This window comes from Nocardiopsis sp. NPDC058789 (assembly GCF_042745575.1).
Taxonomy (GTDB): Bacteria; Actinomycetota; Actinomycetes; order Streptosporangiales; family Streptosporangiaceae; genus Nocardiopsis; species Nocardiopsis eucommiae.
On sequence record NZ_JBHYOW010000007.1, the window covers coordinates 170,931 to 192,351 of the forward strand.

The 21,421-nt window shown below is 73.1% G+C and carries 23 protein-coding genes; 9 read left to right on the plus strand and 14 right to left on the minus strand.

Features of this window, described 5'->3' with window-relative positions:
• Positions 1 to 4 precede the first annotated feature (4 nt).
• The 3 genes from ACFW3L_RS12270 to ACFW3L_RS12280 all read left to right on the plus strand — a co-directional run bounded on the left by ACFW3L_RS12270 (position 5) and on the right by ACFW3L_RS12280 (position 2,933).
• Positions 5 to 1,027: a FecCD family ABC transporter permease gene (locus tag ACFW3L_RS12270; RefSeq protein WP_378739373.1), complete on the plus strand. Its 1,023-nt coding sequence runs from the start codon at positions 5 to 7 to the stop codon at positions 1,025 to 1,027.
• Positions 1,028 to 1,113: 86 nt separating this feature from the next.
• Positions 1,114 to 2,130 carry a FecCD family ABC transporter permease gene (locus ACFW3L_RS12275; protein WP_378739769.1) on the plus strand — a complete coding sequence of 339 codons (1,017 nt, stop codon included), beginning with the start codon at positions 1,114 to 1,116 and terminating at the stop codon, positions 2,128 to 2,130.
• Positions 2,127 to 2,933 carry an ABC transporter ATP-binding protein gene (locus ACFW3L_RS12280; RefSeq protein ID WP_378739375.1) on the plus strand — a complete coding sequence of 269 codons (807 nt, stop codon included), beginning with the start codon at positions 2,127 to 2,129 and terminating at the stop codon, positions 2,931 to 2,933. The genes ACFW3L_RS12275 and ACFW3L_RS12280 overlap by 4 nt, the downstream gene beginning before the upstream one ends.
• A 2-nt stretch (positions 2,934 to 2,935) precedes the next feature.
• On the opposite strand, the gene ACFW3L_RS12285 is transcribed toward ACFW3L_RS12280, so the two are convergent.
• Complete coding sequence (locus tag ACFW3L_RS12285) at positions 2,936 to 3,520, minus strand: GbsR/MarR family transcriptional regulator (protein ID WP_378739377.1); 585 nt, start codon at positions 3,518 to 3,520, stop codon at positions 2,936 to 2,938.
• Between the two features lie 55 nt (positions 3,521 to 3,575).
• Positions 3,576 to 4,175: a TetR/AcrR family transcriptional regulator gene (locus ACFW3L_RS12290; RefSeq protein ID WP_378739379.1), complete on the minus strand. Its 600-nt coding sequence runs from the start codon at positions 4,173 to 4,175 to the stop codon at positions 3,576 to 3,578.
• Between the two features lie 75 nt (positions 4,176 to 4,250).
• Here ACFW3L_RS12290 and ACFW3L_RS12295 point away from each other — a divergent pair, with 75 nt between their 5' ends.
• Positions 4,251 to 4,667: a VOC family protein gene (locus ACFW3L_RS12295; RefSeq protein WP_378739382.1), complete on the plus strand. Its 417-nt coding sequence runs from the start codon at positions 4,251 to 4,253 to the stop codon at positions 4,665 to 4,667.
• A gap of 144 nt (positions 4,668 to 4,811) precedes the next feature.
• Entirely contained in the window at positions 4,812 to 5,426 is a 615-nt protein-coding gene (locus ACFW3L_RS12300; RefSeq protein ID WP_378739384.1) for a TetR/AcrR family transcriptional regulator, read from the plus strand.
• A gap of 97 nt (positions 5,427 to 5,523) precedes the next feature.
• Here ACFW3L_RS12300 and ACFW3L_RS12305 read toward each other — a convergent pair whose 3' ends face one another.
• Genes ACFW3L_RS12305 through ACFW3L_RS12320 form a run of 4 tightly spaced genes read right to left on the minus strand, consistent with a single transcriptional unit; the run spans position 5,524 to position 9,304 of the window.
• Complete coding sequence (locus tag ACFW3L_RS12305; RefSeq protein ID WP_378739386.1) at positions 5,524 to 6,744, minus strand: acyl-CoA dehydrogenase family protein; 1,221 nt, start codon at positions 6,742 to 6,744, stop codon at positions 5,524 to 5,526.
• Positions 6,745 to 6,750: 6 nt separating this feature from the next.
• On the minus strand, positions 6,751 to 7,764 hold the full coding sequence (locus ACFW3L_RS12310; protein WP_378739388.1) for a phosphotransferase family protein: 1,014 nt from the start codon (positions 7,762 to 7,764) through the stop codon (positions 6,751 to 6,753).
• Entirely contained in the window at positions 7,761 to 8,543 is a 783-nt protein-coding gene (locus tag ACFW3L_RS12315) for an SDR family oxidoreductase (RefSeq protein WP_378739391.1), read from the minus strand. The genes ACFW3L_RS12310 and ACFW3L_RS12315 overlap by 4 nt, the downstream gene beginning before the upstream one ends.
• Before the next feature lie 5 nt (positions 8,544 to 8,548).
• A complete protein-coding gene (locus ACFW3L_RS12320; protein ID WP_378739393.1) occupies positions 8,549 to 9,304 on the minus strand; it encodes an SDR family oxidoreductase in 756 nt (251 codons plus the stop codon).
• Positions 9,305 to 9,451: 147 nt separating this feature from the next.
• On the opposite strand from ACFW3L_RS12320, the gene ACFW3L_RS12325 reads away from it, so the two are divergent.
• The gene (locus ACFW3L_RS12325; protein WP_378739396.1) at positions 9,452 to 9,733 is read left to right on the plus strand and encodes a GNAT family N-acetyltransferase; all 282 of its coding nucleotides are present in this window, start codon (positions 9,452 to 9,454) and stop codon (positions 9,731 to 9,733) included.
• Positions 9,734 to 9,761: 28 nt separating this feature from the next.
• Positions 9,762 to 10,676: an LLM class flavin-dependent oxidoreductase gene (locus tag ACFW3L_RS12330; protein ID WP_378739398.1), complete on the plus strand. Its 915-nt coding sequence runs from the start codon at positions 9,762 to 9,764 to the stop codon at positions 10,674 to 10,676.
• A gap of 104 nt (positions 10,677 to 10,780) precedes the next feature.
• Here ACFW3L_RS12330 and ACFW3L_RS12335 read toward each other — a convergent pair whose 3' ends face one another.
• Both ACFW3L_RS12335 and ACFW3L_RS12340 read right to left on the minus strand, forming a co-directional pair.
• On the minus strand, positions 10,781 to 11,740 hold the full coding sequence (locus ACFW3L_RS12335; RefSeq protein WP_378739400.1) for a zinc-binding alcohol dehydrogenase family protein: 960 nt from the start codon (positions 11,738 to 11,740) through the stop codon (positions 10,781 to 10,783).
• 165 nt (positions 11,741 to 11,905) lie between these two features.
• The gene (locus tag ACFW3L_RS12340) at positions 11,906 to 13,294 is read right to left on the minus strand and encodes an LURP-one-related/scramblase family protein (RefSeq protein WP_378739402.1); all 1,389 of its coding nucleotides are present in this window, start codon (positions 13,292 to 13,294) and stop codon (positions 11,906 to 11,908) included.
• Positions 13,295 to 13,529: 235 nt separating this feature from the next.
• Between ACFW3L_RS12340 and ACFW3L_RS12345 the strand changes: the two genes are divergently transcribed.
• A complete protein-coding gene (locus ACFW3L_RS12345; protein WP_378739404.1) occupies positions 13,530 to 15,041 on the plus strand; it encodes a carboxylesterase/lipase family protein in 1,512 nt (503 codons plus the stop codon).
• Between the two features lie 83 nt (positions 15,042 to 15,124).
• Complete coding sequence (locus ACFW3L_RS12350) at positions 15,125 to 15,868, plus strand: GTP pyrophosphokinase family protein (RefSeq protein WP_378739406.1); 744 nt, start codon at positions 15,125 to 15,127, stop codon at positions 15,866 to 15,868.
• Here ACFW3L_RS12350 and ACFW3L_RS12355 read toward each other — a convergent pair.
• The 6 genes from ACFW3L_RS12355 to ACFW3L_RS12380 all read right to left on the minus strand — a co-directional run bounded on the left by ACFW3L_RS12355 (position 15,846) and on the right by ACFW3L_RS12380 (position 21,242).
• Positions 15,846 to 16,727, minus strand: coding sequence for an alpha/beta fold hydrolase (locus ACFW3L_RS12355; protein WP_378739408.1), 882 nt, complete (start codon positions 16,725 to 16,727; stop codon positions 15,846 to 15,848). The two genes, ACFW3L_RS12350 and ACFW3L_RS12355, sit on opposite strands and share 23 nt — an antisense overlap.
• 5 nt (positions 16,728 to 16,732) lie before the next feature.
• Positions 16,733 to 17,179: a Clp protease N-terminal domain-containing protein gene (locus ACFW3L_RS12360; RefSeq protein ID WP_378739410.1), complete on the minus strand. Its 447-nt coding sequence runs from the start codon at positions 17,177 to 17,179 to the stop codon at positions 16,733 to 16,735.
• A gap of 5 nt (positions 17,180 to 17,184) precedes the next feature.
• Entirely contained in the window at positions 17,185 to 17,388 is a 204-nt protein-coding gene (locus ACFW3L_RS12365) for a hypothetical protein (protein WP_378739412.1), read from the minus strand.
• A 183-nt stretch (positions 17,389 to 17,571) separates the two neighbouring features.
• Positions 17,572 to 19,989 carry a Tex family protein gene (locus ACFW3L_RS12370; RefSeq protein WP_378739414.1) on the minus strand — a complete coding sequence of 806 codons (2,418 nt, stop codon included), beginning with the start codon at positions 19,987 to 19,989 and terminating at the stop codon, positions 17,572 to 17,574.
• Positions 19,990 to 20,260: 271 nt separating this feature from the next.
• Positions 20,261 to 20,791: an SRPBCC family protein gene (locus ACFW3L_RS12375; protein ID WP_378739416.1), complete on the minus strand. Its 531-nt coding sequence runs from the start codon at positions 20,789 to 20,791 to the stop codon at positions 20,261 to 20,263.
• 103 nt (positions 20,792 to 20,894) lie between these two features.
• The gene (locus tag ACFW3L_RS12380; protein ID WP_378739418.1) at positions 20,895 to 21,242 is read right to left on the minus strand and encodes a hypothetical protein; all 348 of its coding nucleotides are present in this window, start codon (positions 21,240 to 21,242) and stop codon (positions 20,895 to 20,897) included.
• Between the last annotated feature and the right edge of the window lie 179 nt (positions 21,243 to 21,421).

Here is a 21,421-nt window from a genome sequence, read left to right on the forward strand (position 1 = left end):
CGACGTGATCGTGAAGACATCCGCGGCGCCGCCCCGCACCGGCCCCGTCCGCGCCGCGCTCGTCCTGGTCGCGGCCGGGGCGGTGCTGGTCGGCGCGGTCCTGCTCAGCCTGGTGGCGGGCAGCAGGCCGACCTCGCCGGTCGAGGTGTGGCAGGTGCTCCTCGGAGAGGGCGACCCCCACGTCACCGTGGTGGTCGAGAGCCGCTTCCCGCGCACCCTGCTCGGGATCGTGGCCGGGGCCGCGCTGGCCCTGTCGGGCACCCTCATGCAGGGAGTGACCCGCAATCCGCTGGCCGACCCCGGTCTCCTGGGAGTCAACGCGGGCGCGGCCGCCGCCGTGGTCACCGCCACGGCGCTCCTCGGCCCCGCCTCCACCACCGCCACCGTCTGGTGGGCCCTGCCCGGTGCCCTGCTGGCCGGGCTGGCCGCCCACACGGTGGGCACCCGGGGCGGGGACGGCGGCATGGTCCGTCTCGTCCTGGCCGGGGCGGTGGTCTCGGCGGTGCTCATGGCCTACGTCCAGGCGGTCTCGCTGAACATGCCGGACGTGTTCGACAGCTACCGCTACTGGGTGGTGGGTTCGCTGGCGGGGCGCGGCTACGACGTGGTCCTGGCCGTGCTGCCGGTGGTCGGCGCGGGCACGCTGCTGGCCCTGCTGGTCATGGGCTCGCTCAACGCTCTGGCCCTGGGGGAGGAGGCGGCCGTGGCCACCGGCGCCAACGTGTTCCTGGCGCGCTCCGGAGGGCTGCTCGCGGGCACCGTGCTCGCGGCGGGGGCCACCGCCGCGGTCGGACCGATCGCCTTCGTGGGCCTGGCGGTCCCGCACGTGGTGCGCGGGCTGGTCGGGGTGGACTTCCGCCTCCAGGTGCCCTTCGCCCTGCTGGTCGGCCCCTCCCTGCTGCTGGTCGCCGACGTCGTGGGCCGCACCCTGGTGCGGCCCATGGAACTCATGGTGGGCGTCGTCACCGCCTTCGTGGGCGCGCCGGTGCTGTTGTACGTGGTCCGGAAGTCGAGGACGGGAACGTGAGCCACCAGATCCGATCCGGGGCGGACCGGGCGGGCCCCGGCACGGCGCCTGAACCCGCCACCGCCCCGCGACCCCCCTTCCCGGTCCTGCGACTCGGCCGCCACGTCGCGCTGCCGCTGCACCGACGCTCCCTGGCGGTGGGACTCCTGCTGTCGGTGCTCCTGCTCGCGGCGGCCGCCGCCACCCTGAGCCTGGGCCGCCTGGGCGTGCCCCTCACCCAGCTGCCCGCCGTCCTGTCCGGCCAGGGGGAGGCCACCCACCTGTTCGCCCTCGAACGGCTGCGCGGCCCCCGGCTGTCCGTGGCCGTGGGCACGGGCGTCGCCCTGGGCCTGGCCGGTGCGCTCTTCCAGTCCGTGACCCGCAACCCGCTGGGCAGCCCCGACGTGATCGGGCTGGGCGCGGGGGCCGGGGCGGGTGCGGCCCTCGTCGCGCTCGTGTTCCCCGGAATCGTGCCCGTCCCCTTGGGAGCGCTGGCCGGAGCGGCCCTGGCCGTGACGGTCGTGGCCGCCGTGACCGGAACCGGGCTGCGCGACCCGGGGCGGCTGATCGTCGCGGGCATCGGCGTGGCCGCCATGGCCCAGGCCTTCACGCACTTCGTGGTCTCGGTGATGGCCCGCGACAAGGCCAGTGTCCTGGCCGCGTACGTCAACGGCAGCCTCGGGGCCCGCTCCTGGGAGCACTCCACCACGATCTGGCTCACCCTGGCGCTCGCGGTCCCGATGGTCGTGGCCCTGGCCGGTCCCATCACCGTCAACGAGATGGGCGACGAGCTCGCTGACTCCCTCGGGGCCCGGGCCGCCAGCAGCCGCACCGCCGCGGTCGTCCTCTCCGTGGTGCTGTCGGCGGCGGCGGTGAGCGTGGCCGGGCCGATCGCGTTCGTGTCCCTCACCGCTCCGCAGATCGCCCGCAGGCTCAGCGGGGCGCCCGGCCCCAACCTGGCGCTGTCCGGTCTCGTGGGGGCGTTCCTGCTGGTCACGGCCGATCTGGCCGTCCAGCACGCGCCGATCGCCGAGGGACTGCCGGTCGGCGTCCTCACCCTGGCGTTCGGCGGTGTGTACCTGGGCTACCTGCTCATCCGTGAATGGCGAAAGGGAAGACTGTGAGCCGAGAGACCGTCCCGGTCCTGGCCGCCGAGGGCCTCACCCTGGGCTACGGCGCGGACCCGGTCGTGCGCGACCTGGACCTGACCATCGCCCGGGGCGAGTTCACCGTGATCGTCGGCCCCAACGGCTGCGGTAAGTCCACCCTGCTCAAGGCGTTGGGGAGGGTCAACAAGCCGGGCTCCGGGCGGGTGCTGCTGCACGGGCGCGACGTGCGTTCACAGCGCCCCAAGGCGGTCGCCCGCCAACTGGCGCTGCTGCCGCAGAGCCCCCTCGCCCCCGAGGGCATCACCGTCCGCGCCCTCGCGGCGCGCGGACGCTTCCCGCACCACACCCTGCTGCGGCAGTGGAGCCCGGAGGACGAGACCGCCGTGGCGCGGGCCCTGGAGCTGGCCGGGCTCACCGACCTCGCACACGTCCAGGTGGGGTCGCTCTCGGGAGGACAGCGCCAGCGCGCCTGGGTGGCGATGGTCCTGGCCCAGGACAGCGGCACGCTGCTGCTGGACGAGCCCACCACCTACCTCGACATCGCGCACCAGTACGACCTGTTGGAGCTCTTCGCCGACCTGCACCGCGGCGGGCGCACCGTGGTCGCGGTCCTGCACGACCTCGCCCAGGCGGCCCGGTTCGCCACGCGTGTGGTGATGATGGACGGAGGAGCGGTGGTCGCGGACGGCCCCCCGGAGGAGGTCGTCACGGCCGAGCGGGTGGCGTCGGTGTTCGGGCTGGCCTGCGACGTGGTACCGGATCCTCGAACCGGGACGCCGCTGGTGATCCCGCACGAGCGGGCGCCCGCGACCCCCTGACCTCAGGTGCCCGGCCGGGGCCTCGGCGTCGTGGCCCCGGGGCCCGGCGGGGTTCGCTCACCCCGGGCGGCCTTGTACTCCTCCCAGCGTTCCAGCAGCACGTCGTGGTAGCCGTCCAGCCAGGTCATGTAGTCGTACATGTTGTGCAGCCGGGCGCGGGAGGACTCACCCAGGTCGGGGAGGCGTTCCAGCGCGGAGGCGGCGAGGTCGCGCTGCTGACGCAGGTAGGAGCGCTCGTTGCGCAGGAACCCGCCCCAGACGTCCTCGTCCATGCTGATCAGCCGGGAACGGCTGTCGGGGGCGTCCACGAGGGTCACGAACCCCAGCTCGCGCAGACGGCGCACCGCCTGGGAGACCGAACCCCGGCTCACCCCGGCGCCCTCGGCGACGGCCTCGGCGCTGACCGCGTCCCGGTCGGCCACCAGCAGGTAGCCCACGATGCGGCCCTCGGCCTTGGGGCGCCCCTGGGACTGCCAGTAGGCGGCGAAGCGCCCGACGAAGTCGTCACGGAACTCCTCCGTCCCGCCCTCCGGCCCCCGCGCCGCACCCGCGTCCCACGCCCGTTCCCCTCGTGCCCCCTGCGTCATGGGGGCCACGATATCGCCCGTGCGGTCGGCCTTCCGCCGGTTTCGGAAGAAGCGCTCAGGGGGCGGCGCGCAACGACTCCAGCAGGTGCGCGAGCGCTGACCACACGTCCTCCAGGTCGCGTTCGGTGCCCGTGTCGGCCAGCCAGAGCGCGGCCTCGTTCATGGCTCCGGACAGCAGGTGGGAGAGCGGGGCGACCGGCCGCGGCGCGATGACGCCCGCCTCCACGAGTGAGGCGAGCTCCTCGGCCAGGTGGTGCGCGGAGGAGGTCTCGTCGAGGGCGCGCCACTCGCTCCACCCCAGGACGGCGGGCCCGTCCACCAGCATGACGCGACGGACGTCGGGGGCGGTGCTGGCGGTGAGGAAGGCGCGGCACCCGGTGGTCAGACGTTCCCACGGGTCCTCGTGGGCGTCGGCGGCCTCGGCCACGGCGGCGCCCACCTCCGCCTGGGCCTGCTCCAGGACCGCCCGGAACAGGTCCGTCTTGCCCCTGAAGTGGTGGTAGAGCGCGCCCTTGGTCACCTGGGCGGCGGCCACGATCTCGGCCAGGCCCACCCCGCCGTACCCGCGCTCGGTGAACAGGCGGCGGCCCTCCCGGACCAGGGCGCGTCTGGTGCGCTCCCGTTGTTCGGCCCTGGCTCCGGTGTCCCTGGTCACGGATCCTCCTGTTGACATACCGACGGTACGTGAATAGCGTACTCGACATACCGTTGGTATGCGAAAGGAGCGCTCATGCGCCTCAACGGCTTCTACCCCGTGCTGTGCACCCCCCGCCTCCAGGAGAGCCACGCCTTCTACACGCGGTGGTTCGGCTTCGAGGACACCTTCGTGGCGGACTGGTACGTGAGCCTGCGCCGTCCCGGCCCGCCGGACCACGAACTCGCCCTGCTCGCGGCCGGTCACCCGACCCTGCCCGAGGGCCACCGGGCGTCCACCGCCCAGGGCGTGCTGCTCAACCTCGAGGTGGCGGACGTGGACGCCGAGTGGCGTCGCCTGGTGGTCGAGGGCGGGCTGGAGCCCGTGCTCACCCTGCGCAGCGAGGGATTCGGGCAGCGGCACTTCATCGTGGCCGACCCGGCCGGGGTCCTGATCGACGTCATCACCCCGATCGAGCCCTCCGACGAGTACGCGGAGCGGTTCCTCGACTGAGGCGCCCGGCCGCCGCCCCCGCGTCGCCGTGCTCCCCGGCCCGCCCGTGCGCGACGCGCGAGGTACCAGCCGGTCGGTATGCTGTCGGGGTCGGTGGTCGACACTCCCGCCGGGGAACCGCGGGGGCACGAGGTGAGGCGGGACATGGCGCGAGGACGGCGGACGGCCGAGGCGGGAGCCGGGCACGGAACCGTGCCCGAACGCCTGTTGGAGGCGGCCACGAGGCTCTTCGCTGAGCAGGGGTTCGAGAGCACCTCGGTCCAGGAGGTCGTGGCCGCGGCGGGCGTGACCAAGGGGGCCATGTACCACTACTTCGGCTCCAAGGACGACCTGCTCCACGAGGTCTACGCGCGCGTGCTGCGGATGCAGACCGAACACCTCGTGGAGATCTCCGCCTGCGAGGCGCCCGTGGCCGAACGCGTCCACGCCGCCGCCGCCGACGTCATCGTCACCAGCGTCGCCAACATGGACGACACCAAGATCTTCTTCCGGTCCATGCACCAGCTCGCCCCAGAGAAGCAGCGCAGCGTGCGGGCCGAACGCCGTGCCTACCACGAGATCTTCCGCGCGATGATCGAGCAGGGCCAGAGCGAGGGGGTCTTCCGCTCCGACGTCCCCGCCGACCTGGTCGTGGACTACTTCTTCGGTTCCGTGCACCACCTGGGCACCTGGTACCGGCACGACGGCGAACTCACCGGCGACGACGTCGGCCGCCACTTCGCGGACCTGCTCGTCGCGGGGCTGCGCCCGCAGACCTGAGGACCGACCGGCGCCACGGGAGGCGGACGGCCGAGGGCCGGGGGCGCGTTCCGCCCCCGGCCCTCACCCTCGGCGCCGCCCCACGGCGGCGCGAGGCTCAGTTCCCCGACGCGTACCTGCGCAGCTCCGCCCGGGCCAGCGAACGCAGGTGCACCTCGTCCGGGCCGTCGGCCAGCCGCAGCGAGCGCACCCCCGCCTGCCACCCGGCCAGCGGAGTGTCCTGACTGACCCCGGCCGCGCCGTGCGCCTGCACACACCGGTCCAGGATCCACTCCACCGTGCGCGGGGTGGCGATCTTGATCGCCTGGATCTCGGTGTGCGCCCCCTTGTTGCCCACGGTGTCCATCAGGTAGGCCGTCTTGAGCACCAGCAGGCGCAGCTGCTCGATCGCCACCCGGGCCTCCGCGATCCACTCACGGACCACGCCCTGCTCAGCCAGCGGCCGACCGAACGCGACCCGCTCCAGCACCCGCCTGCAGGTCAGCTCCAGGGCGCGCTCGGCGATGCCGATCGACCTCATGCAGTGGTGGATGCGCCCCGGTCCCAACCGGGCCTGGGCGATCGCGAACCCCTCGCCCTCGCCCCCCACCAGGTTCCCGACCGGCACGCGGACGTCCTCGAAGAACACCTCCGCGTGACCGCCGTGGTCGCTGTCGTCGTAGCCGAACACGCTCATGCCGCGCTCGATCCGCAGCCCCGGGGTGTTCCTCGGCACCAGCACCATGCTCTGCTGGCGGTGCCGCTCGGCGCCGGGGTCGGTTCGGCCCATCACGATGAGGACCTCGCAGGCCGGGTTGAGCGCTCCGGTGATGAACCACTTGTGTCCGTTCACCACGTACTCGTCGCCCTCCCGGACGATCCTGGTGGTGATGTTGGTGGCGTCGGAGGAGGCCACCTCCGGCTCCGTCATCGCGAAGGCGGAGCGGATCCGCCCGTCCAGCAGGGGCTCCAGCCACCGCTCTCTCTGCTCCGGGGTGCCGAACATCGTCAGCACCTCCATGTTCCCGGTGTCCGGGGCCGAGCAGTTGAGCGCCACCGGGGCCAGTTGGGGGCTGCGCCCGGTGATCTCGGCCAGCGGGGCGTACTGGAGGTTGGGCAGCCCCCCGTGTTCGGGGTGCCCGGCCAGGAAGAGGTTCCACAGCCCGCGCCGCCGGGCCTCGGTCTTGAGCTCCTCGACCACGGGCGGGACGGTCCAGTGGTCCGCGCGCTCGGCCAGCTGGGCGGCGAACACGGGCTCGGCGGGGTGGACGTGCTCGTCCATGAAGGCCAGCAGCCGGGCCCGCAGCTCCTCAGTCCGGGCGTCGAATGCGAAGTCCATCGGTCCTCAGTCCTCCTTGAGTACGGAGTGGGCGCGCTGGACCAGGGGTACGACCACGTCCCCGATCCCGTCGAAACCCGCCCCCACGGTCAGGCCCCGCGCGTGCCGGTAGTGGATGCCCTCGGCGATCACCGCGAGCTTGAAGCAGCCGAAGGCCACGTACCAGCCGAGCCGGGACACGTCGCGGCCGGTCGCGGCCGCGTACATCCGGGCGAGTTCGGGGGAGGAGGGGAACCCCCTGGCGGAGGTGGCCGGGCTCCGGCCGCCGGTCACGGGCTGCTCTCGGTAGACCAGCATCAGACCCAGGTCGACGAGGGGGTCCCCGAGGGTGGCCATCTCCCAGTCGAGGACGGCGGTGAGCCGACCGTCCTCGGTGACCAGCACGTTGTCGAGCCGGTAGTCACCGTGCACGATCGCTGGCGCGCCCTGTTCGGGGAGGGTGGCGGCGAGGCGGTCCCGGAGCTCGTCGATTCCGGGGAGGTCGCGGCTGCGGGAGGCCTCCAGCTGCCTGCTCCACCGCCGCACCTGGCGCTCCAGGAAGCCGACCGGGCGGCCGAAGTCGGCCAGGCCCACCTCTTCGGGGTCCACCGCGTGCAGCTCGCCCAGCGTGGTGACGAGGGCGTCCGCGAGCGCGCGCACCCCCGTGGAACCGAACGGGGCGATCTCGTCCAGGGTGCGCAGCGGGGTGCCCGCCACGTGTTCCATGACGTAGAACGGCGCGCCCAGCACCTCGGTGTCCTCGCACAGCAGGTGGGTGTGCGGCACCGGCACGGCCGTCCCGCTCAGCGCGGTCATCACGCGGTACTCGCGGGGCATGTCGTGGGCGGTGGCGAGCACGTGCCCCAGCGGCGGGCGGCGCACCACCCACGATCCGGCGCCGTCGGTGACCGTGTAGGTCAGGTTGGACTTCCCCCCGGTGATCACCCGGCCCGCGAGCGGCCCCGAGACCAGGCCGGGCACTTCGCGGTCCAGGTGCGCGCGCAGCCGTTCCAGGTCCAGGCCGGGCAGTGCCTCGCTCATGCTCGCTCCTCGCTGGTGAACACCCGTGCCTGGAGACGGCGCATCCCGGCCAGCCAGGCGTCGGTGTCGGTGGCCCGGGCGGCGTAGTAGTCGGCGACCCGGGGGTGGGGCAGGATCAGGAAGCGCCCGTCCGCCAGCCCGGCCATCACGGCCTCGGCGACCTCCTCCGCGCTGATGGCCTCACCGGCGAGGATGGCGCGGCCCTCCGGCCCGGTGGAGTCGAGCATGCCGGTGCGCACACCGAGGGGGCACAGGCACTGGGTGGTGATGCCCCGGTCCCCGTAGGTGGCCGACATCCACTCACCGAAGGCCAGCGCCGCGTGCTTGGTCACCGAGTACGGGGCGCTGCCCAGCATGCTGAGCAGGCCGGCGGCGGACACGGTGGTGAGCAGGCGGCCACGGCCGCGCTCCAGCCACCCCGGGACCAGCGCTCGGGCCGCGCGCACGTGCGCCATCACGTTGACCTGCCAGGACAGGTCCCAGTCGGCCTCCAGGGCCTCGGGTCCGCCGTGGACGGCGACCCCGGCGTTGGCCACGTACAGGTCGATCCCGCCCAGACGCTCCCCGGCCTCGCCGACCAGGGCGGCCACGCCCTCCTCGCTCGCGGCGTCCCCGGGGACGGCGGTCCCGCCGATCTCCCGGGCCACCGCCCGCGCCGCGTCCGCGTCCAGGTCGTTGACCACGACGCGTGCTCCGGCCCCGGCGAGGCGGCGGGCGAGGGCCGCGCCGATCCCGTTCCCGCCGCCGGTGACCACGGCTCCGATGCCGTCGGGATCCATGCCGTTCACACCCCTCCGGTCAGGGTGACGCCGCCGTCCAGCACCAGGGTGCGGCCGGTGACCCACGCGGCGTCCTCGGAGAGCAGGAAGGCGACCGCGCCCGCGACGTCCTCGGGCACGCCGAGGCGGCCCAGAGGGTACTGGGCGGCCACCTCCTCCTCGCGCCCCTCGTACAGGGCCTCCGCGAAGCGGGTCTTGACCACGGCGGGGGCGACCCCGTTCACACGGACCCCGGGGCCCAGTTCGACCGCGAGTTCCTCGGTGATGTGGCTGAGCATGGCCTTACTGGCGCCATAGAAGCCGATTCCGGGGGCGGGTTTGGTTCCGGCCACGGAGGAGACGTTGACGATGGCGCCGCCGTGCTCGGCCATTCCGGCGCGGTACACCCTCTGGACCCAGGAGATCGCGGAGAGCACGTTGACCTCGAAGATCTTGCGGGCGGCGTCGAGGTCGAGGTCGACCATGCGGCCGTAGACCGGGTTGATCCCGGTGTTGTTGACAAGCAGGTCGACGCCGCCGAAGGCGTCGACGGTGGCGGCGATCGCGGCGTCCTGGTGCTCGGGGTCGTGGGCCCGGCCGGGGATCCCGATGGCGTGCTCGGGGCCGCCCAGGGCCTCGACCGCCTCCTTGAGGGGTTCGGGCTTGCGCGCGGTGACGCACACGCGTGCGCCCTCGGAGACGAGTCGCTGGGCGACGGCCAGGCCGATGCCGCGACTGGCACCGGTGATGATGGCGGTGCGCCCGCCGAACCGCGATGTCATGCGTACTCCCTAGACCGACTGGTCGGTATGTCACGGAGACTCTATGTCGGTGAGGGCGCGTGCCGCAAGGGGCCGGTGGGCAGGCCAGGGGACAATGACGCGGACGCGGGCGCGGTCGCCCGTGCCACGCACACAGGAGGTTCCACCATGGCCACCGAGGTCACCGACGTTCCCGAGCGCCGCCGCTACGAGGTCACCACCGACGGCGAGGTCGCCGGATTCGCGGAGTACATCCTCACCGACGAGCTCATCACCTTCACCCACACCGAGATCGACCCCGCTTACGAGGGGCGGGGGCTGGGCAGCATCCTGGTCCGCGCGGCCCTGGACGACGTCCGTACCCGCGAGCTCGCCGTCCTCCCTCTCTGCCCCTTCGTCAAGGAGTGGATCGGACGCCACCGCGAATACGCCGACCTCGTGTACCGCTGACGGATCCGCGTGGAAAGGAGCCACGAGCGTGAGTACTGACTACGGGCGCGAGATCGCCTTCGGTGTCTTCCCCTCCCCGGACGCCGACCCGGACACCCTGCGGCGGACCTGGGCGGTGATCGAGGCGGCGGAGCGCGGAGGTCTCGACTTCGCCGGGTTCCAGGACCACCCCTACCAGCGGCGCCACCTGGACACCTGGAGCCTGATGGCCACGGTGCTGGCCCGCACCGAGCGCCTGCGGGTCTTCCCTGACGTCGCCAACCTCCCCTTGCGGCCACCGGCGGTCCTGGCCAAGAACGCGGCCTCCCTGGACGTGCTCTCCGGGGGACGGTTCGAGCTCGGCCTGGGTGCCGGGGCGTTCTGGGAGGCGATCGAGGCCATGGGCGGCGAGCGCCGGACCCCGCGCGAGGCCGCGGACTCCCTCCTGGAGGCGATGGAGGTGATCCGGCTGATGTGGTCCGACCAGCGTTCGGTGCGCTTCGCGGGGGAGTACCACCGGCTCGCGGGGGTCAGGCCGGGACCCGCCCCCGTGCACGACATGGGTATCTGGCTCGGGGTGGGCGGTCCGCGCATGCTGCGGGCCGTGGGCCGGAGCGCCGACGGCTGGGTGGTCTCCCACGCGAACCTGGGGCCGGAGCGGCTGGCGGAGGCGCACGCCCGGATCGACGCGGGAGCGGCCGAGGCCGGGCGGGACCCGGCGTCCGTGCGCCGCGTGTACAACCTGTGGGGCACGATCACCGGACGTGGCGTCGAGGGCGCCCCGGGGGACCCTCTGCGCGGACCGGTGGAGGCGTGGGTCGAGGCGGTGACCGGGTTCGTGCTGGAGCACGGCATGGACACGTTCGTGCTCGGCCCGGCGGAGAACGCGGCCACGCAGGTGGAGCTGTTCGCCGCCGAGGTGGTGCCCGCCGTCCGGGAGGCCGTGCGCGCGGCCCGGGCCTGACGCCGGAAGCCGTCCCCTCCGTTCCGGGTGCCACCCGGAACGGAGGAAACCGGACAATAGTGAATCTACTTCGTAAAGGTGGGCGTTCTGAGAGGTGCGTCCCGCTACGCCGAGGGGTCGAGCGTCAGCTTGCCCACGGTGCCGCGGGCCCGCAGGTCCTGGTGGGCGCGCCGGGCCTCGGTCAGGGGGTAGATGGTCCCCAGCACCGGGCGGAGGGCGCCCTCCGAGACCAGGGCGAAGAGCTCGCGCATGGCCTGGCCGACCACGTCGCCCGGAAGCAGGTAGGCGTGTGGCAGCCACATGCCGCCGACCGTGGCCGAGTGGCGCATCAGGTTGGGCAGCTTCACGGGGGAGGGCTGTTCGCGCGAGGCCATCCCGTAGAAGCCCAGACGCCCGAACGGGGCCAGGGCCCGGACGCTCTCGTCGGTGATCCGGCCGCCGACCATGTCCAGGACGATGTCCACCCGCCTGCCCTCGTTGGCGTCGATCAGCGCGGTGGTCATGTCCGGGGCGGAGGAGTCCACGACGGCGTCGGCGCCCAGCTCCAGGGCGAGGTCGCGCTTGTCCCCGGTGCTGGCCACGGCGATGACCCGACCGGCGCCGAACCGCCGGGCCAGTTGCACGGCGAGGGTGCCCACGCCGCCGCCGGCGGCGTGCACCACGACCGACTCCCCGGGTTCGATCCGGGTGGTCCGGCGCAGCAGCAGCCAGGCCGAGGCGCCCTGCACGACCAGGGCGAGCGCGGCCGCGTCCGTCACGTCGTCCGGGATGTCGTACGCCAGGTTGGGGTCGACCACCGCCCGTTGGGCGTAGCCTCCACCGCCGTTGAGCAGGCCCACCACCCGGCGGCCGTCCCCGGTGCGCCCGGCGACCTCGCTGCCCGGGACCATGGGCAGGTCGGAGGGGGACAGGTAGCTGTTCTCCGCCTGGTGGGTGTCGGCGAAGTTCACCCCGCTGAGGGCGACGTCGACCAGGAGCTGACCGGGGCCCGGCTCCGGGTCCGGCAGCTCCGTGGGCACGAGGACCTCGGGTCCGCCGAACTCGGTGATCTGGATGGCGCGCATGCTGGGCCCTTCCTGATGGTGGAGCGGTGTCGGCGCACATCATACCGACCAGATGGTATGTATCGCGGGCCCGACCGCTCACGGGCGTGTGGCGTCCGGACGCGGACGGGCCCCTCGCCACGGTGTGTCACCGAGGGGCGAGGGGCCCGGACACGGGTGCCGGGGCTACCTGCGGCGGGAGGAGCCGCCGCTGGAACGGCCGCCTCCCGAGCGGCCTCCGCCGGACCTGCGACTGGAGCTCGAACGGCTGGAGCTCGAACGGCCCGCTCCCGAACCGCTGGACCGGCTGGAGGTGGCCCTGCCGAAGCCACGGCCACCACCGGAGAGACGGCTCGACCCGCTCCGGGAGGCGCTCCCGCGTGACGAGGACGAGGTCCCGCGTGATGACGAGGCGCTGCGTGAGGAGGTACCGCGGGACGAGGAGGCGCTCCGGGACGCCGGGGTCCCGCGCGAGGTGGACGCCTTGCGGGAGGGGGCGCCCAGGGAACGGGGGATCCCCGGGGACGGGCTCGACGAGGAGCGGTCGGCGCTTCCGGTCGTCCCGTCCGAGGCCCGACCGGCCGTCCTGTTCCCCGACACCTCGCGCTTGACCCGGGCGGCCCGCGAGGTCCCGCCGCCCCCCTGGGCGCGTCCGCGGCGTTCACGGCGCGAGGTCCAGCCGCTGGCGGGGGCCTCCGAACGCGAGGCGAACCCCGCTCCGCCCCGGCGCTCCACGCGTGGGGCGCGGGCGGCCCTCGGTGCGGGGGCCTCGGACCGTGCGGAGACCGGGCGGTAGTCGCGTCGGGAGACCGCCGCGTGCTCGCCGGAGGCCACGCGGGGCCGACGACGGACCGGCACGAAGGCGTGTGCCACCAGGGGGCGGCGTCGGCGCCGGTCGACGACGTATCCGCGCCGGGGGTGGTGCCAGTGGTGGCGCGGCTCGTATCCGTACTCGGGATGGCGGTGGAAGTCCGCGTAGTGCGAGTGGTAGAACTCCGGCTCGCGCTCGTGCAGCAGCACGTCGATGGTGATCGCGGCGCCGATCACCAGGCGTCGCAGCGGCCAGGGCAGGTCGTAGGCGAACTCCAGCGCGTAGCGGTCCTCCGTGGTGAAGAACCCACCGCCCAGCCCGGGGTGCTCCTTGCCGATCCGGGCGATCTCGATCCCGGCGTGGTCCAGGACGGTGAAGTCCCAGCCGCTCCAGTCGCCCCGGATCTCGGCGACGGTGTGGCCCCGGGGGTCGTTGAGGCGGAACCGCGAGCCGAGGAAGGAGCGGTCCTGGACGATGGTGCCGTAGGGCTCGTGGTGCGGGCCGCTCACGTGGATGTAGGGGCGGCCGCGGTCCCAGGGCTTGTCCAGGGTCAGGAGCGGGTGGCCGTCGGGGGCGTAGATCGTGAACCGGTGCGGGAGCTGGGAGGCGCGTCGGTGCGTCCGCGTCCACGCGGTCATGTGTTCGTTCACGTACGCGAGCGGCTGGCCCCGGTCGCTGAGGACCTCGTAGTGTCCTTCGGCGGCGAACAGACGGCGGGGTTGTTCGACCAGCAGCACGGGCGCGGTGAACAGGGGAGCGTGCATGGGGTGGGGCCTTTCCGGCGCTGTCGCCCCGGTGGGGCGGCGGGTCGGTGGGGTGCGAGGCGGGGGGATCCACGTCGGGAGGATCCGGGAGGATCCAGCCGAAACCTATCGCTGGTTTCGACGGACGAGCGTCCTCCAGGGTTCCGTCTCCCGTGCTTCGTGCGGCTCCGCAGGTCTTGCGCACGCAAACCTAACGGTGTTAGGTGGAACCGGCACCGACCCCCAGGAGGCACCCGTGGACGCCGAGCACATCGTGGAGACCGCGAACGGACGCGTGCGCGGCACCGTGTCGCCCCGCTCCGAGGACGGGCGGATCACCCTGCACCGGGGCATCCCCTACGCCGCCGCGCCCTTCGGGGAACACCGTTTCGCCGCCCCCGCGCCCGCCCCGGCCTGGGACGGCGTCCGCGACTGCTCCGAGCCGGGACCGCCCGCGCCGCAGAGCGCCCAGTTCATCGGCACCGAGCCCTGGGACGCGCACACCTCCCTGGACTGCCTCGTCCTCAACGTGTGGTCCCCACGGGACGGGGCCGGGCCGGGTTCCGGCGTTCCGGTCATGGTGTGGATCCACGGCGGCGCCTACATCGTCGGCTCCGGTTCGGAGGCCACCTACGACGGCACGCGCCTGGCCGAGACCGGCATCGTCGTGGTGACCGTCAACTACCGGCTGGGGTTCGAGGGCTTCGGCCACGTCCCCGGCCGGCCCGACAACCGGGGACTGCTCGACCAGATCGCGGCGCTGCGCTGGGTCCGGGACAACATCGCCGCGTTCGGCGGGGACCCCGGAGACGTCACCGTGGCGGGGGAGTCCGCCGGAGCCGGAGCCGTGGTCTGCCTCATGGCCTCACCCGAGGCGCGCGGGCTCTTCCACCGTGCTGTCGCGCACAGTGTCCCGGGGGACATGGTCACCGTCGAGACCGCGCGCCTGGTCGCTGAGGGTGTGGCCGGGGAGGTCGGGGTGCGGTTGGAGGCCGACGCCCTGGCCGAGGTGGCGCCGGAGCGGCTCCTGGCCGCCACGGACGCGATCCTGTCCGGTACCGGCAGGACCAGCAGAGGGGTCCGGTCCAAGGCGTTCACCTGTTACGCGCCCGTGGTGGGCGGCCCCGAACTCCCCGAGCCGCCGCTGGCGGCGATCGCGCGGGGCGCCGCCCGCGACGTGGCGCTGCTGGTGGGCCACAACACCGACGAGTTCACGCTCTTCACCGGGCTCGGCCAGAAGGTCGAGATCGAGGACGCGTCGGCCCTCGCGGTCACCGCCACCCGCCTCGGCCTGGGGGAGGAGGCGGTGGAGGTCTACCGCGCGGTCCACCCCGGGGCCTCGCTCGCCGACCTCTACTGCGAGATCCGTGGCGACGCCATGTTCTGTGAGTACTCCACCCGGGTGGCGGAGGCACAGGCGGCCGCGGGTGGTAGCGCGCACCTCTTCCGGTTCGCCGCGCGCAGCCGTGTGCTGGACGGGGCTCTGGGGGCCTGCCACGCTTTCGATCTCCCCTTCGCGTTCGGCAACATGGACTGTGACCTGGCGCGGTTTCTGTGCGACGGTCCGCCGGACGCGGCGTACCTGGGGTTGTCCGAGCGGATGCTGGCCGCCTGGAGCGCCTTCGTGTCCGGTGGCGACCCGGGGTGGGGCCCGGTCCGGCCGGGATCGACCGTGGCCCGGGTGTGGGACCTCACGGACTCCCTGAGCGAGGCCGACGACTCGCCGTTGCGCGCCCTGTGGTCCGACGTGGGCTTCGCGCCGAGGTAGCGCCCGCCCCCACCCCCCGGGGGCTCCGGTGGTCGATAACATTTGTCCACGGGGTTTGGTACTGGTGTGACGGGGGTCGATTCGTGGTGGAAGACGTACCGGAGGCGTTGCTGGCCGCTCGCGACGACGTCGCGCGCTTCCTCCTGTCGTACAAGTTCGCGATCGACACCGTGATGGCGAAGGTCAACATCCTCAACGAGGAGTTCCGCTACACCCACGACCACAACCCGATCGAGCACGTGAGCTCCCGGCTCAAGACGCCGGCCAGCATCATGGAGAAGGCGCGGCGTCGCGGGGTGCCCTACGACCTCAACGAGATTCGCGGGTCCATCCTCGACATCGCCGGTATCCGTGTGACGTGCAGTTTCGTCTCGGACACCTACACGATCCGGGACATGCTGGCCGGGCACGAGGACATCCGGGTGATGGAGGAGCGCGACTACGTCCGCTCCCCGAAGCCCAACGGGTACCGGAGCCTGCACCTGCTGGTGGAGACGCCGGTGCGGATGTCGGACCGGACCGAGGACGTGCCGGTGGAGATCCAGATCCGCACCATCGCGATGGACTTCTGGGCCAGCCTGGAACACAAGATCTACTACAAGTACGGCAAGTCGGTTCCGGACCGGCTGCTCGACGAGATCCGTGAGGCGGCCGAGACCGCCCACCGGCTGGACGAGACCATGGAGCGTCTGCACGGGGAGGTCCGGGAACAGGGGGACCGGGCCAGGGGTCCGCTCCCCGGGCCCGAGGAGCTGCGCAAGCTGCCCCTGGCCGACGAACTGCTGCGGGCGCTGGCCGAGCGGGTCAACTCCGAGCGCTCCGACTGACGCGCGGCCCGAAGAAGTCCGCCAGAGCCCGCGCGACCAGGTCGGGGCGACCGCCGTTGTCCGCCGCCAGGTGGCCGAGGCGTTCGAACTCCACCCGCCGGGCGTACGGCAGGGCGGCGTCGAGGGCGTCCAGGCCCCGGCGCAGGTATCCGGGACTCCGGGAACCGCCGAGCAGCAGGACGTCGGAGCGCACCCGCGTGGCGGCCCGGGTGAGGTCGGTGGCCTCCCGCACCACCCGGGCGTCGGGGCCCATGGTGGGCAACAGGTCCCGCAGCGTGAGGCCGCCCTCGGCCCGCCGCGCCTGGGCGCGCAGGCCCAGGCCCATGAGCGGGACCAGCACGGCCCGGGGTACGCGACGCGTCCACGGCGGGTCCTGGGTGCCGCGCATGACGGTGACCACGGCCGAGGCGGCGCGCCCGCGACGGAGTTCGCGCTCGTAGCGGGGCAGCCACGCCGTCGGAGAGAAGTCGCGCAGGGGCAGCGGAGGTTCGTAGAGGGCGATCCGGTACCCCGCGGGTGCGTCCAGGGCCCATCGCAGGAGGGGGACGGCACCGCCGCTGAGACCGAAGATCCGGTGGGCCCCGGTGTGCTCCATGACGGCGGCCACGTCCCGGGCGGCGTTCTCCAGGGTGTGGTCGGGCCCGTACGCGCCGCTGAGTCCTCGCCCGCGCAGGTCGGGGAGGTAGACGGTGTACTCGCCGCTGAGGGCGGCGCCCAGGAGCAGGAGGTCGTGGGAGCTCATCAGGGAGCCGTGGGTGAGGACGACGGCCGGGCCGGACCCCAGGCGTCGGTACCCCAGGGCGGTGCCGTCGTGCGAGGTGAGCGTGCCGGTCGTGTGGTCGGGAAGCGCGTGGGGCACCGTGTTCAGCCCCCCAGGCGGGCGCGGACCGCGTCCCGGTCCGTGCCGAGGGCGTCCAGGAGTGCGGCGGCGGGGTCGGGGGCGGTGCGCCCGAGCAGGCCGAGGAGGACGTGCTCCAGGCCGATGCGCTCCCGCCCGGCCTCGGCGCGCAGGCCCTTGAAGACCGCCTTGGCGGCGGGGGTCAGTGGAAGGCGGTCCCCGGCCCGGCCGGGCAGGACCGGGCCGGGGGAGGGCGGGGCGATGCCCAGCTGGTTCAGGGCGCGCTGGTCCAGGAGTTCCAGGGCCCGGTGGGCGCTGGTCAGGTCGGTGTCCAGGGCGCGGGTGGACGCGTCGTCGTGCAGGAGCGCCAGGAGCACGTGTTCGGTGCCGACCCTGCGGTCACCCCTGAGCAGGGCCTCGGTGTTGGCGTCCAGGTAGGTCCGGCCGAGGCCGGTGCGCGTTCCGGTGCCCATGGGGCTCACTTCCCGTACTTGGTGTGGATGGACTGCCGGGTGACCCCGAGGGCGTCGCCGATCTGCTGCCAGGACCATCCGGCGCGGCGGGCGGCGGCCACCTGGTTGGCCTCGACGCGTTCGGCGAGGCGGCGCAGGGCCAGGACGGCGCGCAGCCCGGTTTCGGGGTCCGCGGAGTCGTGGGCGGTGGGTGCGGAAGCCTGGTTCATGGTGTCAGTCTGTACTGACGCACCCGGGTATGTCAATACAGACTGACGTTCTCTGCGCGTGGCCCGGCGGACCGCGACCGACGCTTCACCCCCCCGCGCACGGAGAAGGGGTCCCCGGCCAGCGGGAACCCCTTCGTCACACCTCACCGGCCCGGCCGGACCACACGTCCGGCCGGGAACGGGCTACTTGCCCAGGCCCGCGCGGCGGAGCGCGTCGGCCATGGCGCCCGAGGGCGCCGGGGCGGCGTCCCTGCCGCCGTTGCCGCGACCGCCGCCGTTCTGTCGACCACCGCTCCGGCGCTGCTCTCCGCCGCGACCGCCACCCCGGGGCTGGCCGCCGCCGTTGCCGCCACGGCTGCCGCGCTCCCCGCGACCGCCGCCCTGACCGCCGGGGGCCGGGGCCTCGTCGTCCAGGCGCATGGTCAGCGAGATGCGCTTGCGGGGGATGTCGACCTCGCGGACCCTGACCTTGACGATGTCACCGGGCTTGACGATCTCGCGCGGGTCCTCGACGAACCTGTTGGAGAGCGCGGACACGTGGACCAGTCCGTCCTGGTGCACGCCCACGTCCACGAACGCGCCGAAGGCGGCCACGTTGGTGACCACCCCCTCCAGGAGCATCCCCGGCTCCAGGTCGTCCAGCGTCTCCACACCCTCCTTGAAGGTGGCGGTGGTGAAGGCGGGTCGCGGGTCGCGGCCGGGCTTCTCCAGCTCGCTGAGGATGTCGGTGACGGTCGGCAGACCGAACTTCTCGTCCACGAAGTCCTCGGGGCGGACCCCCGACAGCGCCTTCCTGTCCCCGATCAGGGACGGCAGGTCGGTTCCGGCCCGGTCCAGGATGCGTCGCACCACCGGGTAGGCCTCGGGGTGCACCGCCGACGCGTCCAACGGGTCGTCGCCGCCCGGCACCCGGAGGAAGCCCGCGCACTGCTCGAAGGCCTTGGGGCCCAGTCGGGGCACCGAACGCAGGGCGTCGCGGGTCCGGAACGGGCCGTTGGCGTCACGGTGGGACACGATGTTGCGGGCCAGGGTGGAGGTCACGCCCGACACCCGGGTCAGCAGCGGCACGGAGGCGGTGTTGACGTCCACGCCCACGCCGTTCACGCAGTCCTCGACCACGGCGTCGAGGGAGCGTGAGAGCTTCGCCTCCGCGAGGTCGTGCTGGTACTGGCCCACGCCGATGGACTTGGGGTCGATCTTGACCAGCTCGGCCAGGGGGTCCTGGAGGCGCCGGGCGATGGAGGCGGCGCCGCGCAGGGACACGTCCAGGTCCGGCAGCTCCTCGGAGGCGTAGGCCGAGGCCGAGTACACCGAAGCGCCCGCCTCCGACACCATCACCTTGGTGAGCCTCAGCTCGGGGTGGCGCTTGATCAGGTCGCCCGCCAGCTTGTCGGTCTCCCGTGAGGCGGTGCCGTTGCCGATCGCGACCAGTTCCACGTCGTGGGCGGCGCACAGCTTGGCCAGCCGGTCGATGGAGCCGTCCCAGTCGCGGCGCGGCACGTGCGGGAAGACCGTGTCGGTGGCCACGACCTTGCCCGTGGGGTCGGTGACGGCGACCTTCACACCGGTGCGCAGGCCCGGGTCCAGGCCCAGGGTGGAGCGGCTTCCGGCGGGAGCGGCCAGCAGCAGGTCGCGCAGGTTTGCGGCGAACACGTTGACGCCGTCGTCCTCGGCCCGCTGCCACAGGCGCATGCGGACGTCGATGTCGAGTCGGACCAGGATCCGGGTGCGCCAGGCCCAGCGCACGGTGTCCTGGAGCCAGCGGTCGGCGGGGCGGCCGCGGTCCACGATCGCGAAGTGCGACGCGATGGCGTTCTCGTAGGAGCTGCGGGGGACGGTGCCGTCCGGGCCCGCTTCGGGGGTCTCCTCGGGCTCCAGGTTGAGCGTGAGGACCTCCTCCTTCTCACCGCGGTACATCGCCAGGACACGGTGGGAGGGGAGCGCGGTGAGCGGCTCGGAGAAGTCGAAGTAGTCCGCGAACTTGGCGCCGTCCTCCTCCTTGCCCTCGCGGACCGTCGATCCCAGTCGGCCCTTCTCCCACAGGCGCTCGCGCAGTGTGCCGGTGAGGTCGGCGTCCTCCGCGAACCGCTCGACCAGGATCGAGCGGGCCCCGTCCAGGGCGGCCTTGACGTCGGCCACGCCCTTGTCGGCGTCCACGTAGGCGGCGGCCACCTCCTGCGGGTCCTGGTTCGGGTCACCGATCAGACCCTCGGCGAGCGGCTCGAGCCCGGCCTCGCGGGCGATCTGGGCCTTGGTGCGGCGCTTGGGCTTGTAGGGGAGGTAGATGTCCTCCAGACGGGCCTTGGAGTCGGCCTCGTTGATCCGGGCCTCCAGCGCGTCGTCCAACTTGCCCTGGGAACGGATCGACTCCAGGATCGCGCTCCGGCGTTCGGCCAGCTCACGCAGGTAGCGCAGGCGCTCCTCCAGCGCGCGCAACTGGGCGTCGTCCAGCGCTCCGGTCGCCTCCTTGCGGTACCGGGCGATGAAGGGCACGGTCGACCCGCCGTCGAGCATGTCGACGGCGGCACTGACCTGGTGCGCGCCCACGCCGAGCTCCTCGGCGATGCGCTGGTCGATCGTGGGTGTCACAGGGGTCGTCACGAGTAAACGTCCACTCTCTGGCTGTTCGGTGCGCGGACATTCTCGCGGTGCGCGGGGGCTGTTGTCATCCCGGCGCGTCGCCGCCCGCACTCCCAGGTTCCCGCACGATCACCCCTGCCCGGACCCGGGGTCGCGCGGGGGAGTGCGGCGGTGTGGGCGGGATCGGGTGGTTCGGTGGGGTTCGGCTCAGCCGGTGGGGGAGGGGCGGGGTCGTCCCGTGCCGGTGACGGGTCCGGGGCCGGGCCTTGGGGAGGCGAACGCTGGTCGCGGGTCAGCCCCGCGCTGCGCGGACGTCCTCTCCCTGCTCGGCGAAGGCCCGGAAGTCCCGCATGTGCTGGAGTGACTGCTTGCGGAAGGCTCCGGGCATCAGGAACCCCACCAGCCTCATCATCACGCCGCTGAAGCGGTACTCGTTCTCGCTGACCCAGAGGGTCCTTCCAGGACCGGCTTCGGTCAGCCGGTCGCGCACCGCGCTCCACATACCCTCGGTGACGATCTCGCGCTCGTAGTGGACGACGTCCTCCGCCGGGATCCCGTGCGGGTCCGCAGGTTCCCGGCGCGTGATGGTCTCGGTGCACTCCATCTCCTGCCGCCCCGTCCGCAGCACGACCCGCGACACCGTGCCGACCTGCCCGTGGACCCCGTTCCGGGGCTCGTGCAACACCAGTCCCCGCAGCCACTTCGGCAGGTGTTCCGGGTCGGAGAGCAACCGCGCCACCCTCTCCCGGGGCAGGGCGATCTCGATGGAGACGGTGTACTTCATGGCGGTGCGCTCCGGGTTCCCGAGTGGTGCGGCGGGCACGTGCCGCCTCGCCCCAGGGTAGTCGGCGAGCCGGGAGAGGCGTCGCTGACCTGCGTGTTCGTGCCGTTCTCGGGCGACCGAACGGCTCCGCCGAGGGGGCGGGTCAGGGTCCGGTGCCGTCGAGGTAGTCGGGGGCGTAGTACTCGTCGACCGGCGTCGGGCCCCGGTAGCCCTGGCACATGCACTGTCTGTAGGTGGAGTTGGCCTGGCCGGTCCAGCGGCCGGGGATGACCACCTGGGTCTGGCAGCGCTTGGTCTCGTGGTCGTGGAAGACCAGGTTGTGGCCGCAGCCGCAGACCGGCTGGGGGGTGCGTTGGCCACGGTCCGGGATCTGCGGGGTGCCGTGGTGCCGCTGGAGTTCGCGCCGGGCCTCACGGCGGGCGGTGCGACGCCCCGCGAGGTATCCGGCGGCCGCGATCGCCGCGCCGATGACCATGAAGAACGGTTCCATGAGGTGACGGCCTCCTCGGTTCCCGGGGCCCGTCCCGCCACGGGCCTTCGCCCATTGTCGCCCATGCGGGTGCCTTTCGGGGGGTGGGGTGCCCCGGTAGGTCGGCCCCTGGATCGGAAATTTCGCAAAGAAACTTCTGCAAAAGTATTTTTGCAAAGATCTCTTTGGAGTACGGTTCG